The organism is Streptomyces sp. NPDC051217, from assembly GCF_044455465.1.
Lineage (GTDB): Bacteria > Actinomycetota > Actinomycetes > Streptomycetales > Streptomycetaceae > Streptomyces.
Window position 1 is genome coordinate 79,129 of sequence record NZ_JBITEV010000005.1, and the last position, 13,917, is coordinate 93,045.

Consider the following 13,917-nt stretch of genomic DNA (forward strand, 5'->3'; position numbering starts at 1 on the left):
GGCGTCGCCGCGCCACAGGGGGAGGACGAGACGGAATGACGACTGGACCACCGGTCTTCGACAAGCGACGGCTGCGACAGGCTCGGTTCGCCGTGGCCGCCGTCTTCCTCGTGCACGGATCCGTCGCCGGCAGTCTCGCGACCCGTATCCCCTGGATCCAGGACCACGCGTCCCTGAGCGCCGGGCAGTTGGGCCTCGCGCTCGCCTTCCCCGCCATCGGCGCGTCGGTGGCCATGCCGCTGGCCGGCACGGTGAGCCACCGCTTCGGCGCGCGTACGGCGCTGCGCGGACTGATCGCACTCTGGACGCTCTCCCTCACCCTGCCCGCGCTCGCCCCCAATCTGCTGACGCTCTGTCTGGCGCTCTTCGTCTACGGCGCCACCTCGGGCATGTCGGACGTGGCGATGAACGCCCTCGGCGTGGAGATCGAGAACCGGCTCGACAAGTCGATCATGTCCAGCCTGCACGGCATGTGGAGCTCGGGCGCGCTGCTCGGCTCCGCCGGCGGCACGCTCGCCGCCCATCTGGACAGCGACGCGCGCGTGCACCACCTGATCGCGGCCACCGTGCTCACGGTCGCGGGCCTGATCGCCTGCCGGTGGGTGCTCGATCTGCGCAGCGAGCCGGACGACGAGCCGCCGCCGCGCTTCGCCCTGCCGCCGAAGTCCGCGCTGCTCATCGGTGCGGTCGGATTCTGCGCGGTCTTCGCCGAGGGCGCGAGCCTCGACTGGTCGGCGGTGTATCTGGAGGACGTACTGGACACATCCCCCGGCCTCGCCGCCGCGTCCACCACGGCCTTCGCACTCACCATGGCCGTCGCGAGGCTGCTGGGCGACCGGGTCGTCGACCGCTTCGGCGCCGTACGGTGCGTCAGGGTCGGCGGCGTCTCCGCCACCCTCGGCGGTCTGTTGGTGGTCGTCGCGCCGAACCCGCTGGTCGCCATGGGCGGGTTCGCCTTCGTGGGGCTGGGTGTGGCGGTGGTCGTACCACTGGCCTTCGCCGCCGCCGGGCGCAGCGGCCCCAACCCGAGCCAGGCCATCGCGGGCGTCGCGACCATCACGTACACCTCGGGGCTGATCGCCCCTTCGGCGATCGGCGCGGTGGCCGATACGACGTCCCTGGTCGTCTCCTTCGGTCTGGTGACCGTGCTGGCCTTCGGCCTGGTGCTGGGGGCGAGCGTGCTGAAGACCGGGGACCGGCGTACGGCGCCGGCGGCCGGGGCACCGGCGCCCGCGCCCTCCATACAGAAGGACTGACGCGGCGCGGACACCGACGCGGCGCGCGCGCCTTCGCTGGACGGGCTCCCGGCCCGTCCGGCGAACCAGTCGGCTCAGGGCGCGATCGAGTCGAGTTGCTCGGCGGCGGGGCGCAGCGCCCAGAGGTCACCCAGGGGCGGCTCCTCCAGCAGGGGCACGGCCGCCCGCGCCTTCCGGTTTCCGGCGTCGGCCGCCGACTGGACGATGTCGCTCGCCGCGTACCGGTAGAACTCCAGCTCCGGATGCGGCCACGGGGTGCTCGCGGTCGCGGCCGGCAGCAGATACTCGACGGCCTTGAACAGGCTCTGGCCCTCCGGCCCCCGGTGGTCCCAGAGGTTCACCCCGACGTGTCTGCCGATGTCGGCGAGCCGGGTGTAGGCGACGAGCGAGAACGTCGAGTAGTGCCAGCTGCGCGTACGGGCCAGTTCCTGCGGCTGGGTGCCGTCACCCTCGATCTGGGTGTCGATGCGCTTGGCCCGCGCGTCCTTGACGACCTGGCGGGCGAGGGCCTTGTCGCCGGTGGCGAGGGCGAGACCGGCGACCTGCATGTCCATGAAGGTGCCGTGGTTGTTGGCCGCGGCCGACTCCTCCTTACCGAAGGGGGAGTTGACGAGCCAGTCGAGGAAGTCCTCGTTCCAGGCACGCATGCCGGCGCGGTCGGCCTTGGTCCAGCCGGGAGCGCCGGTCTCCAGGATCGCGAGCGCGTCGAGCACGCTCGTGTACTGCTGTGAGAAGTCGATGATGCCGATCGCGCGCCCGTCGAACTTGCAGGGGATGAACTGCCCGTGGTTCAGATTCGGGTTCATCCGCGTCGCCGGGTCGACGAACCAGGTGCGCAGGATGTCGGCGGCGTGCGTCGCGTATTTCTTCTCGCCCGTGTAGTACCAGGCGAGGCTCAGGGCGGTGGTGGAGTTGAAGACCTTTCCGATGTCGGGGCGGTCGGTGCCCGTGTCGACCTCGGGGTTGCGCTCGCCGTCGCGCTGGACGTACGGGCAGCCCCAGGGGTTCTCCTCGGTCTTGGGCTGGGACGGCCACCAGTACGGGGCCTGGCTGAGGTAGTCGTGGGGGTCGCCGCTGGGCGCGGGCTTCGGTTTGTCGGTGACGGTCCAGGGGCCCTGCTTCAGCCAGGTGTCTGCGGTGGCGGTGAGTTGGCGCACCGTACGGCGCAACTCCCGGTCCCCGGCGTCCAGTCGGGACTTGGCCTGGCGCATCCGCGAACCGTCGATGACGACGGTTTCGGGAGCGCGATCCTTCCCTGCCGAGGTGCCGGTGGCGGGACCGGGATCCACGGCGGAGGAGGACGATACGGGTACGAGGACCGCGGCCAGGGCCGCCGAGGCGGTGAGCAGGGCGCCGAGACGCCCCCGGGTTCTGCTCCTCATCGAGCACTCCCATCACGTATATGAATGTAGTTCACGAACAAGACCGTGCGAGCTGCGAGCGTAGAGGCACCCGGCTCCAACGAACAATGCCTCGGACGGAATTCAGCGGACGGAACCTGCGCGCCGCCACCCGACGAAGAGGTGGTGACAGCGGGCCCTACCATGACCTGATCTTTTCGGTGCCGGATTCGGAAGTGGAGCACCCTCATGAAGCTCGGTGTGCGCTGGACCCTGCACGGCGACGGGCGAACGCCCGCGCCCGGCGCCGTGGTCCGGCCGGACGAACGGCTCTCCTGGCCGCGTACGGCGGGACTTGGCGCCCAGCACGTGGTGGCGATGTTCGGCGCGTCGTTCGTCGCGCCCGTCCTGATGGGCCTCGACCCCAACCTCGCGATCATGATGTCCGGTGTCGCGACGGTCCTCTTCCTGCTGGCCACCCGCGGCCAAGTGCCCAGCTATCTCGGCTGCTCGCTCTCCTTCGTCGGAGTCGCCGCCACCGTCCGGGCATCGGGAGGCGACAGCGCCACCGTGACCGGCGCGGTCTTCGTCGTCGCCGTCGCGCTCTTCCTCTCCGGTCTGGCGGTACGGCGCTTCGGCGCCCGGATCATCCACGCCGCGATGCCGCCGGTCGTGACGGGCGCCGTCGTGATGCTCATCGGCTTCAATCTGGCGCCGGTCTCCGCCAAGACGTACTGGCCGCAGGACCAGTGGACCGCGCTGCTGGTGATGGTGGTCACCGCGCTGGCCGTGGTCTGTCTGCGCGGCTTCTGGTCACGTGTCGCGATCTTCCTCGGGCTGCTCTTCGGCTACGCCGTCTCCTGGCTCTTCGACCGAATATTCGGCCGGATCCACTCCCCGGCGGGCGGCGCCGAGTCCGTGGATCACTGGCGCCTGGATCTGTCACTGGTCGGGAAGGCCGACTGGGTCGGACTGCCGGACTTCCACGGGCCGAGCTTCGAGTGGTCGGCGATCCTGGTCGCACTGCCGGTCGTGATCGCGCTGATCGCGGAGAACGCCGGGCATGTGAAGGCCGTCGGCGAGATGACCGGCGATTCACTCGACGGCAAGCTGGGCACGGCGATCGCCGCCGACGGCGCCGCGTCGATGCTCTCCACCGCCGTCGGCGGGCCGCCCAACACCACCTACTCCGAGAACATCGGCGTGATGGCCGCCACCCGCGTCTACTCCACCGCGGCCTACTGGGCCGCCGCCGGCTTCGCCCTGCTCTTCGGACTCTGCCCCAAGTTCGGCGCCGTCGTGGCCGCGATTCCCGGCGGGGTGCTGGGCGGGATCACCGTCATCCTCTACGGCATGATCGGTCTGCTCGGTGCCCAGATCTGGATCAACGCCGGGGTGGATCTGCGTAATCCGCTGAATCTGGTGCCGGCGGCCGCGGGCATCATCATCGGCGTCGGCGGGGTCACTCTGAAGTTCACCGACAGCTTCGAACTCAGCGGCATCGCTCTCGGCACGCTCGTCGTCATCGTCGGCCACCACGTGCTGCGGGCCTTCGCCCCGCCGCATCTGAAGGGTGACGGACCGCTGCTCGACTCCGGCACATCGACGTACGACGACGGGGATGAAGGACGCGACCGTCCCTCGTTCTGACGAAGTCCCGCTCCCCCGGCCCCTCGCGGGCTCCCGGGCTGGGACGCTCCCCCCATGGCGGAGATCCAACTGCTCGCGGCCCCACCCGATGACGACCGGCCCCCACCCGATTCCGCGTGGCAGCGCATGCACGCGCTGCGTTCGGCCTGGCCGGAGGGTGACGGCGTGGCCGTGTTCAACGGGCTCTGTCTGTCGGGCGCCGGGGACATCACGGCGTCGTACGGGGGCGGTTGTCCGGCGACGGCCGCCACGCGGGACGCGGCCGCCCTGCGTTCGGCACTCGCCGAGCGGTATCTGGCGGCGGTCGACGCGGTGGGCGTGGGCGGGCGGGCGCCGGCCGCCTGGCGGCCGCTCTTCCAGTACCGGCGCCATCCGGGCGTACGGCCGGCGCAGTTCGCGCTCGCGGGCGTCAACGCGCATGTGGGGCACGATCTCGCCCTCGCCGTGGTGGACCTGTGCCGGGCCCGTGGCTGCGAACCGCCCGCGCTGGAAACGGCGTTCGCCCGGGTCGGTGACGCGCTCGCGCTGCTCGTGGAGCGCGTCGGCGAGCAGGCACCGGCCGGTCCGGACGCGGGGCGCGGGCCGCGGGTCGAGGACCCGGTGACGCATCTGCTCGGGTCCTGGAACGTGGAACGGGCCCTGGAGGCGGCCTGGTCGTCGGCGCTGGTGCTCTGGGGTCTGCGCGAAGTGCCGCCGCTGGCCGAGGAGTTCAGGGAACGGACGGACGCGGGGGTGGGCCTGGTGGGGCGGTGCCTGCTCACGCCGTACGGCTGAGCCCGGGGCCCCGAGCCCTCCCCGCCACCGCCCCGCTCAATCCTCCGGCAGCTCCACCGGGGCGATCTCGTCGTACACGTCCCCCGGCCCCGGGTTCGCCGGGTCCGTGGCGCCGCCGAAGTGGGTCATCACGCCCCACACGGCGTTGAGCGCGGTCTGTACGGCGCCCTCCGCCCACCCCGCCGTCCACGAGATGTCGTCGCCCGCCAGGAAGATGCCGCGCTTGTCCGAGGGGAGCCGGTCCTGCATGAAGTGGGTGAACAGGCGGCGCTGGTAGCGGTAGTGGCCCGGCAGGTTCGCCTTGAACGCGCCCATGAAGTACGGCTCGTTCTCCCACGAGACCGTGACCGGGCTGCCGATGATGTGCTCGCGGATGTCGACCTTCGGGTAGATCTCGCCGAGCGACTTCAGCATGACCTCCATCCGCTCGTTCGCCGACAGCGGCAGCCACTTCAGGCTGTCGTCGCACCAGGTGTAGGAGAGGCAGATGACGGCCGGCCGGCCGGGCCCGTTGTCCAGGAGATATGTGCCGCGGGTCATACGGTCGGTGAGCGTCATCGACATCGTGTCGCGGCCGGTCGGATTCCCCTGGTCGTCGACGGCCTTGTCCAGCCAGAACGGCCGGTCCACCGGCACGAACAGCTTGGACGACTCCATGTAGTGGGTACGCTCCATCGCCGTCCAGTGGTCGATCGGGAAGAGCGAGTCGGAGCAGTCGATCTTCGAGAGCAGCATCCAGGACTGTGCGGTGAAGACGGCGGCACGGTAGGTGCGGATGTCCCCCGAGGCGTCGGTGACGGTGATCCGGTCGCCCGCCGTGCGGTGCAGCCGTGTCACGGCGCCGCGCGGCTCGCCGCCGTGCAGGGAGGAGAGCGAGGTGCCGAGCGGCCAGTGCGTGATCTTGGCGGGCTCGCGTTCCCAGAGCCGCAGCGGGAGCTGCCGGCTGCCGCCGACGATGCCGCGGTGATGGTCGTCGGCCTCGGAGTAGACGACGCGCAGGATCTCCAGGATGGAGTTGGGGAAGTCGGTGTCCCAGCCGCCCGTACCGAAGCCGACCTGGCCGAAGATCTCGCGGTGCCGGAAGGACTTGAAGGCCTCGGAGTCGCAGAGGAAGCCGTAGAAGGTCTGGTTGTCGAGCTTCTCGACCAGCCGCGCCCAGATCTCCCGGATACGCGGCACGTCGCGCTCGCGCATCGCGCGGTTCATGTCGGAGAAGTCGGCGCCCTCCTCCAGACACGTGTTCCAGGCGGCCATCACATCGCGGTAGACCTGCGGCAGATCGTCGATCGTCTCCGCGTAGTGCGACTCGCCCTTGAGGTCCACGACGGTCGAAGGGGTGCCGGGGGCGAGGGGATTGGGGAACGGCTCGGTGACCAGGCCCACCAGGTCGATGTAGTGCTGGAGCGCGGTGGAGGACGGCGGAAAGCGCATCGCGCCCATCTCGGCGGTCAGGGCGGGGTCGCAGCCGTCGAAGCCGACGGTACGGAGCCGGCCGCCGATCCGGTCGGCCTCGTAGACGACCGGCCGCAGGCCCATCTTCATCAGCTCGTACGCGGCGACGATGCCGGAGAGACCGCCGCCGATGACCGCGACCTCGGCGCCGTGCTCGGTCGCCGGCACCTGGCCGACGCCGGCGGGGTGGGCGAGGAAGTCGTCGTAGGCGTACGGGAAGTCCGGACCGAACATGGTGACCGGCGGCAGGCCGGCGTCCGGCTGCGCCTCGGGGTGCTGGGCGGCGGTGGGCACCGTGGACGTCATGGGGTACGGGCTCCTTGCGGGGTGGGGCAGCGGTGAGGGCGGTGAGAGGCGCGGGGCGGTCGCGGTCAGTTCAGGGAGCCGTAGAGGCCGGGGCGGCGGTCGCGCAGATAGGGGTTGGCGGCCCGGGAGGCCCGTAGCAGTTCGGGGTCGACGTCGCCGAAGACCAGCTCTTCGCCGCGTCCCGCCCTCGCGCGTGTCGTGCCGTCGGGACCGGCCAGACAGCTCAGCCCGACGAACTCGAAGGCGGACCCGCCCCCGGCCTCGCCCCCGGCCTCGCCCCCGGCCTCGCCCCCGGCCTCGCCCCCGGCCTCGCCTCCGCCCTCGCTCCCGCCCTCGGGACCGGTGCGATTCACGTACGCCACGTACATCTGGTTCTCGAAGGCACGCACCGGGACGACCGATTCGGCGACGAACTGGAAGGGATGCATCTGGGCGGTCGGCACCAGCAGCAGATCGGTCCCGGCGAGCGCGTGGGCGCGTACGTTCTCCGGGAACTCGACGTCGTAGCAGATCATGATCCCGACCCGCAGGCCGCCGAGATCGGCCTGTACGACCGGGGTGTCGCCCGGGGTGAACCACTCCTGCTCGAAGCCGCCGTAGAGATGGGTCTTGCGGTAGTTGGCGAGGGACGAGCCGTCCGGGCCGATGAGCCGCGCGGCGTTGTGGACGCGCGCGCCCTCCCCGTCGCCGGCCCGCTCCGGGTAGCCGTACAGGATCGCGATGCCGTACTCGTCGGCGATCCGCGCCACCGCCTGGGCGGCCGGACCGTCGGCGGGCTCGGCCAGCCGGGACACGTCGGCGCCGATGGCGTAGCCGGTGAGGAACATCTCGGGGCAGACCAGCAGGGCCGCCCCGCCGGCCACCGCCTCACGCGCCGCGCCCGCGACGAACTCAAGATTCCTCACGATGTCGCCGGGCCTGCCGGAGCTCTGGAGCAGGGCGATACGCGACGACGGCATGGCAGACCTCGGGACGTCAGGGTGTTCGGGGGGACATCCAGACGGTACGGCTCCGACTTCCGCGGCGGCAAGGCGCCTGTGTTGCGTGTGAGCAGGGCATTCGTTGCGTCTTCGGGCCTCTGGACGGCGATTCGTTGCGTCGCTGGTCGCATCCGTTCTCCGCCGTGCGGCGGAGTGGATGGGGACCGTGGCCCGACGCCCCGAGGTGCCCCGGCGCGGGACGGTGATCAGGCCCGGGAAGAGCCGGGCGCCCGCGATCGGTACCGGGAGTACCGGTACTCCGTAGAAGGGGTTTCCCATGAACCTTGCCGCACCGTCGTCCCGTCGCCGCACCCGCGCCGCCGCGCTGGGAACCGCGCTGCTGGTCGCCGCCGCCGTCGCCACCACCGGCGGACCGGCCGTCGCGTCGGACGACAACGGCACCGGGGCGGGTGACCGGAGCACGACGCGAGAGGCGGCGGCCCTCACCGGCACCGCCAAGCTGTACCGCTCGCTCGGTGACGACATCACCTTCAGCTTCGACGCGCACCTCGCCGCCGAGGACACCGACGACCCGAGCAAGGCCACCGGCACCTTCCGTTTCAGCCACTATCTGAACGACTTCGGCGCCTCGGCCGAAGTGAAGGTCGACTGCCTGGTGACCGGGGGGAAGGTGGCCGTCGTGAGCGGCGTCATCACCAAGTCCGACCTGGAGGGCGCCGAGGGCAGGCGGGTCGGCGTCACGGTGCACGATCTGGGGCGCAAGGACCGGCTCGGCTACAGCTGGGCCTCCACCGGCAGCCCGGTCGAGCAGGGGCCGATGCCGAAGTGCGTGAGCTCCGCGCCGTTCGAGAAGGTCAAGGCGGGCACCGGCGACTTCAATGTGCTGCCCTGGGAGCCGAAGCTCTGACGCGCTGAGCTACGCGTCGTGATGCCGGGACTCCCGCACAGGGGACGGGAGCCCCGGCACCCCAGGTGTCCGTGTCAGCCCGGCGCGCCCGACGAGAAGCGTCTGAGCAGCGGGGAGAGCACCAGGACCGACTTCGTACGTTCCACGTACGGCTCCCCCGCGATCTGTTCGAGCACCCGCTCGAAGTGGCGCATGTCGGAGGCGAAGACCTGGACCAGCGCGTCGGCGTCGCCCGTGACGGTCGACGCCGACACCACCTCCGGGTAGCGCGACAGGCCGCGCCTGATGTCCTCGGGCGACGTCTTGTGGCGACAGTAGATCTCGACGAATCCCTCGGTCTCCCAGCCGAGCGCCGCCGGGTCCACCCGCACGGTGAAGCCCGTGATGGCGCCTTCGGCGCGCAGCCGGTCCACCCGCCGCTTCACGGCGGGCGCCGAGAGGCCGACCTCGGAGCCGATGTCCGCGAAGGAGCGGCGGGCGTCCTCGGCGAGGGCGTGCACGATGCGTTCGTCGAGCTTGTTCAGTCGCACTGCGGGTGGATCACTTCTCTGCGGGTGGTGGTCGCCGTGGCCGGCCGGAGGCGGGGCGCGCCCCGCCTCCGAAGTAGACCATGAGGCGGACGGTCTCACCCATGATCACTCGGCAGGTCCGCGCCATGGCCGGACGGCGGAACATTTCGGGCCTTCGACGGGGCACCTATGACGTCGGAGGCGAACCCGCTTTCCGGGACGACGACCAGGACCGAGGAGCACGATGAGCTGGCTGGATCCCGCACCCTTCCTGCGTGGCGTGGGCTGGATGGACGGCGACCGGGTGGTGCGCGCGGACCCCTCCGACATGTCGCAGCTGTCGTGGGACATCACCAAGCGCGCGGTGCTGCCGATCGGTGTGCGGCTGGAGTTCGTCTCCGACGGCGCGGACGCCGCGGACATCCGGTACCGCGCCACTGTCCCGGAGCCCGGGGACCCGCTGACCGAACTCGCCCACGCCTTCGCCCTCTGGGAGGGCGACCGCTTCCTCGGCGAGACGTTCACGGAGCCCGCGCGCGAGCAGGTGGCGCGTATCGAACTGCCCCCGTCCTGCGGCCCGTTCACCGTCCATCTGCCCGAGGGGCACGCGCCCGAGATCCTGGGCGTACGGCCGGTCGGCGGTTCCCTGGCCCCCGCGCCGGCGCGCCCGCGCTGGGTCGTCCACGGCGACTCCATCACCGAGGGCTGGTCGTCGACACGCCCGGCGCGGTCCTGGCCGGCCGTCGCCGGGCGGGCGCTCGGCCTGGACACGGTCAACCTCGGTTACGCGGGCGCCGCCCGGGGCGAACTCGCCACCGCCTCCCACATCGCCGCACTCCCCGCCCATCTGATCACCCTCGCCTTCGGCACCAACTGCTGGTTCGGCGTGCCGTACTCGGCGCCGCTGCTGTACGAGACGACGCGCGCGTTCCTCGCCGTCGTACGCGAAGGGCATCCGACCACTCCGCTGCTGGTCCTCTCGCCCGTACTGCGGCCCGACGCGGAGCACACCGGCAACGCGCTCGGGGCGACGCTCACGGAGCTGCGCGCGGCCATGGAGGAGGCCGTACGGGACGTCGTCGCGGCGGGCGACGAGCGGCTTCTGCTGCTGCCGGGCCGGGGCCTGCTCCGCGCGGAGCATCTGGTGGACGGAGTGCATCCGGACGACAGCGGGCATGTACTCATCGCGGAGGCGGTCGCGACCGCCCTGCGCGAAGCGGAATGTGTGCCGCCATTCGTGGTAGCGGCCGGGTAGCGTGTTTTGTCCGGACGGGGCGGCTCCCCGGGTGGATTTGATGGATGCCCGAAATCGGGGTAGGCGAATGATCGAGATGAGTGAAGAGCCGCACACGGTGATCGTCGAATCACCGCAGCTGGACACGGCGTCCGCCCGCGGGGCCGCCGCCGAGTTCCTGACGCACCACTGCCCTTGGGCCGACCTCGACGCGGTGCTCCTCGTCGTCTCCGAACTCGTCTCGAACGCCGTCCGGCACACCTCGGGCTGGTGGCGGCTCCATCTCAGGGCGGAGCAGGAGTCGTTGGTCGTGGAGATCGACGATTCGAGCCCCCAGCCGCCGATTCCGCGCGACCCCGACTTCGGCGGGGGCGGCGGCTTCGGGTGGCACATGGTGCTGAGGCTGGCGACCCGGGTGGAGATCCGGCCGCTGCCCGAGGGCAAGCGGGTGCAGGCGGTCTGGGACCGGCCGCCGACGCCGGCGACGGTCGCCTGAGCACAGTCACCTGAGCACGGTCGGGTTCGACCGGCGGTCTGTGACGGCCCGGACGAACGGTGGAGGGGATGTCCCCAAGTTCTGGGACATCCCCTCCACCGTTCGTCCGTGGTCGGCGAGCGTGACCGGCGGACGCCGGCCGGCCGGTCATTCGACCGCCAGCAAACCCTCCCGCAGCCGTCCGGTGATCCGTGACAGCAGTCGCGACACATGCATCTGGGAGACGCCCAGCTCCTGGCCGATCTCCGACTGCGTCATCTCCGCGCCGAACCGCATCTGGAGAATCCACTTCTCGCGGTCGTCCAGCTCGTCGATCAGCGGCTTGAGCGCCTGCACGTTCTCCGCCACCTCCAACTGCGCGTCGGGCGCGCCGAGTCGGTCGGAGAGCGGCGACGACGACTCCGCGCTGTCGTCGGTGGGCATGTCGATCGAACCGGCCGTGTAGCCGTTGCTCGCGACGACGCCTTCGATGATCTCGTTCTCGTCGAGGCCGAGGTGCTCGGCGAGTTCGGCCGTCGTCGGGGCGCGGTCCAGCCGCTGCGACAGTTCGTCCGTCGCCTTGGCCAGGTCGATCCGCAGCTCCTGGAGCCGGCGCGGCACATGAACGGCCCAGCTCGTGTCACGGAAGAAGCGCTTGATCTCACCGACGATGTACGGGACGGCGAACGTCGCGAACTCCACCTCGCGGCTGAGCTCGAAGCGGTCGATCGCCTTGATGAGACCGATGGTGCCGACCTGGACGATGTCCTCCATCTGGTCGGAGCGGTTCCGGAAGCGGGTCGCCGCATACCGCACCAGGGCCAGGTTGAGTTCGATCAGGGTGTTACGGACGTACTGGTGCTCGTGAGTCCCCTCCTCCAGCTCCGCCAGCCGGACGAAGAAGACCCGTGAGATCTCCCGCGCGTCCTTGGGTGCCACGTCTCCCGGGCATTCCACATGCGGAAGCCCCAGTTCCGCGATGTCGGCCTGGTGGGTTCCGTACCGAGTGGTGTCGGTCGGGACTGCGCTCGCCGTGGCCACTGTGTCCTCCCCTGCTCTGTTGGACAGTGCACAGCCCGTGTACCCAGACCCAACCAGGTCATGTCCCAAGGATCGTGACCGGGATATGCCAATCCCGCTCGACGCGGCTTCGACAGGCGGGCCCCCGGCCCGCGTACGACGGCGAGTTGCCTGGTCACAGGGGTGCGAGTCGACCGGCCCACGGTGGCGACGGACGGCGATACGGGCCGGGAAATTCGCGGAACCGGCCCGTCCGGCCTCAGGGTCGGATCCGGAAGAGACCCTAGAGCCTGTCCGGTGGATCTTCGTGGATCAGCCCGGGGCGGCTGGTGCGGTGCGTCGCAAGGCGGAGGATCGTCGTTGTGGATGGACCGGACGTACTTGGACGAGTCCGACAACGCGGCGAGGTGCCGTGCCAGGCGTCCCGGGCCCACGAAGATCCGCCGGACAGGCCCTAACTCCAGCTCGCGTGGAGCGGCTTGCCCTCCGCGTAACCCGCCGCGCTCTGCACACCGACGATCGACTTCTGCGCGAACTCCTCCAGCGAGTTCGCCCCGGCGTAGGTGCACGCGGACCGGACCCCGGCGATGATCGAGTCGATCAGGTCCTCGACACCCGGCCGCGCCGGGTCGAGGAACATCCGCGAGGTCGAGATGCCCTCCTCGAAGAGCGCCTTGCGGGCCCGCTCGTACGCCGACTCCTCGCTCGTACGGTTCCGCACCGCGCGTGCCGACGCCATGCCGTAGGACTCCTTGTAGAGCCGTCCGTCGGCGGCCTGCTGGAGGTCGCCGGGCGATTCGTACGTACCGGCGAACCAGGAACCGATCATGACGTTCGACGCGCCGGCGGCCAACGCCATCGCGACATCGCGCGGGTGGCGGACCCCGCCGTCGGCCCAGACGTGCTTGCCGTACTTCTTCGCCTCGGCGGCGCACTCCAGCACGGCGGAGAACTGCGGCCGGCCCACACCGGTCATCATGCGGGTGGTGCACATGGCGCCGGGCCCGACACCGACCTTGATGATGTCCGCGCCCGCCTCGACGAGATCGCGTACGCCCTCGGCGGCCACGATGTTGCCCGCGACGACCGGCACCCTCGGATCGAGCGCCCGGACGGCCCTGACCGCCGTGAGCATCGACTCCTGGTGGCCGTGCGCGGTGTCGACCACGAGCGTGTCGACGCCCGCGTCGAGGAGCTGCCGGGCCTTGCCCGCGACATCGCCGTTGATACCGACCGCGGCGGCGATACGGAGCCGGCCGTTCGCGTCGGTGGCCGGAGTGTAGAGCGTGGCGCGCAGGGCGGCCTTACGGGTGAGGATGCCCACCAGCCTGCCCTCGGTGTCGACGGCCGGGGCCAGCTTGCGGTTGGCGCCGTCGAGCCTGCCGAACGCCTCGATCGGGTCGATGTCCGCGTCGATGAGGAGCAGGTCCTTCGACATGACCTCGGAGAGCTGGGTGAAACGGTCGACCCCGGTCAGGTCGTGCTCGGTGACGACTCCGACGGGACGCCGGCCGTCGTCCACCACGACCCCGGCACCGTGCGCCCGCTTGGGCAGCAGGGACAGGGCGTCACCCACGGTCTGCGTCGGCGCGAGGACGATCGGGGTGTCGAGCACGAGATGCCGGGTCTTGACCCAGGAGACGACGTCGGTGACGACCTCGATCGGAATGTCCTGCGGGATGACCACGAGACCACCGCGCCGGGCGACGGTCTCCGCCATCCGGCGGCCCGCGATCGCCGTCATGTTGGCGACGACGAGCGGGATGGTGGTGCCGGTGCCGTCGGGTGCGGCGAGGTCGACGCCCTGCCGGGAGCCGACGGCCGAGCGGCTCGGCACCATGAACACGTCGTCGTACGTCAAGTCGTACGGCGGCTTCAGATCATTGAGGAATCGCATGCCAACTCTCTCACCAGCAGGTATACGTACAGGGCGGGTGGGAAGTCAGCACCGAACCAGCACGGGATCGGGCTGCGGCTCCTAAGCCATCATCACCGATGCCACCCCGTCCTAGCGAACTGGCACCCCCTTCTGTGTATCATCCGCCAAATCTTC

Annotated in this window: 12 protein-coding genes; 6 read left to right on the top strand and 6 right to left on the bottom strand. The window is 70.8% G+C overall.

Translation table 11 applies throughout. The features are described from left to right. Positions 1-35 precede the first annotated feature (35 nt). Positions 36-1,256, top strand: coding sequence for an MFS transporter (locus ACIBBB_RS13770; RefSeq protein WP_398981454.1), 1,221 nt, complete (start codon positions 36-38; stop codon positions 1,254-1,256). Between the two features lie 74 nt (positions 1,257-1,330). On the opposite strand, the gene ACIBBB_RS13775 is transcribed toward ACIBBB_RS13770, so the two are convergent. Then, positions 1,331-2,638 (bottom strand): alginate lyase family protein, encoded by a 1,308-nt coding sequence (locus ACIBBB_RS13775; protein ID WP_398981456.1) that lies wholly within the window; start codon positions 2,636-2,638, stop codon positions 1,331-1,333. Between the two features lie 207 nt (positions 2,639-2,845). Between ACIBBB_RS13775 and ACIBBB_RS13780 the strand changes: the two genes are divergently transcribed. Both ACIBBB_RS13780 and ACIBBB_RS13785 read left to right on the top strand, forming a co-directional pair. Further along, on the top strand, positions 2,846-4,246 hold the full coding sequence (locus ACIBBB_RS13780; protein ID WP_398981458.1) for a uracil-xanthine permease family protein: 1,401 nt from the start codon (positions 2,846-2,848) through the stop codon (positions 4,244-4,246). 54 nt (positions 4,247-4,300) lie between these two features. Continuing rightward, the gene (locus tag ACIBBB_RS13785) at positions 4,301-5,020 is read left to right on the top strand and encodes a DUF5995 family protein (protein ID WP_398981460.1); all 720 of its coding nucleotides are present in this window, start codon (positions 4,301-4,303) and stop codon (positions 5,018-5,020) included. Positions 5,021-5,056: 36 nt separating this feature from the next. Here the strand turns inward: ACIBBB_RS13785 and ACIBBB_RS13790 are convergent, their stop codons facing one another. Together ACIBBB_RS13790 and ACIBBB_RS13795 are read right to left on the bottom strand one after the other, a co-directional pair. Further along, on the bottom strand, positions 5,057-6,778 hold the full coding sequence (locus ACIBBB_RS13790; protein ID WP_398981462.1) for a flavin monoamine oxidase family protein: 1,722 nt from the start codon (positions 6,776-6,778) through the stop codon (positions 5,057-5,059). A 65-nt stretch (positions 6,779-6,843) separates the two neighbouring features. Then, positions 6,844-7,737, bottom strand: a complete 894-nt coding sequence (locus ACIBBB_RS13795; protein ID WP_398981464.1) for a carbon-nitrogen hydrolase family protein — start codon at positions 7,735-7,737, stop codon at positions 6,844-6,846. Between the two features lie 298 nt (positions 7,738-8,035). Here ACIBBB_RS13795 and ACIBBB_RS13800 point away from each other — a divergent pair, with 298 nt between their 5' ends. After that, positions 8,036-8,626 carry a Repetin gene (locus tag ACIBBB_RS13800; RefSeq protein ID WP_398981466.1) on the top strand — a complete coding sequence of 197 codons (591 nt, stop codon included), beginning with the start codon at positions 8,036-8,038 and terminating at the stop codon, positions 8,624-8,626. Between the two features lie 74 nt (positions 8,627-8,700). Here ACIBBB_RS13800 and ACIBBB_RS13805 read toward each other — a convergent pair whose 3' ends face one another. Next, the gene (locus tag ACIBBB_RS13805; RefSeq protein ID WP_189109191.1) at positions 8,701-9,156 is read right to left on the bottom strand and encodes an Lrp/AsnC family transcriptional regulator; all 456 of its coding nucleotides are present in this window, start codon (positions 9,154-9,156) and stop codon (positions 8,701-8,703) included. Between the two features lie 223 nt (positions 9,157-9,379). Between ACIBBB_RS13805 and ACIBBB_RS13810 the strand changes: the two genes are divergently transcribed. Both ACIBBB_RS13810 and ACIBBB_RS13815 read left to right on the top strand, forming a co-directional pair. Then, the gene (locus ACIBBB_RS13810; protein WP_398981468.1) at positions 9,380-10,390 is read left to right on the top strand and encodes an SGNH/GDSL hydrolase family protein; all 1,011 of its coding nucleotides are present in this window, start codon (positions 9,380-9,382) and stop codon (positions 10,388-10,390) included. A 67-nt stretch (positions 10,391-10,457) separates the two neighbouring features. Further along, entirely contained in the window at positions 10,458-10,865 is a 408-nt protein-coding gene (locus tag ACIBBB_RS13815) for an ATP-binding protein (protein WP_398981470.1), read from the top strand. A 147-nt stretch (positions 10,866-11,012) separates the two neighbouring features. On the opposite strand, the gene ACIBBB_RS13820 is transcribed toward ACIBBB_RS13815, so the two are convergent. Continuing rightward, positions 11,013-11,885, bottom strand: coding sequence for an RNA polymerase sigma factor SigF (locus ACIBBB_RS13820; protein ID WP_398981472.1), 873 nt, complete (start codon positions 11,883-11,885; stop codon positions 11,013-11,015). A gap of 433 nt (positions 11,886-12,318) precedes the next feature. Further along, positions 12,319-13,761 (bottom strand): GuaB1 family IMP dehydrogenase-related protein, encoded by a 1,443-nt coding sequence (locus ACIBBB_RS13825; protein ID WP_398981474.1) that lies wholly within the window; start codon positions 13,759-13,761, stop codon positions 12,319-12,321. Positions 13,762-13,917: the final 156 nt, after the last annotated feature.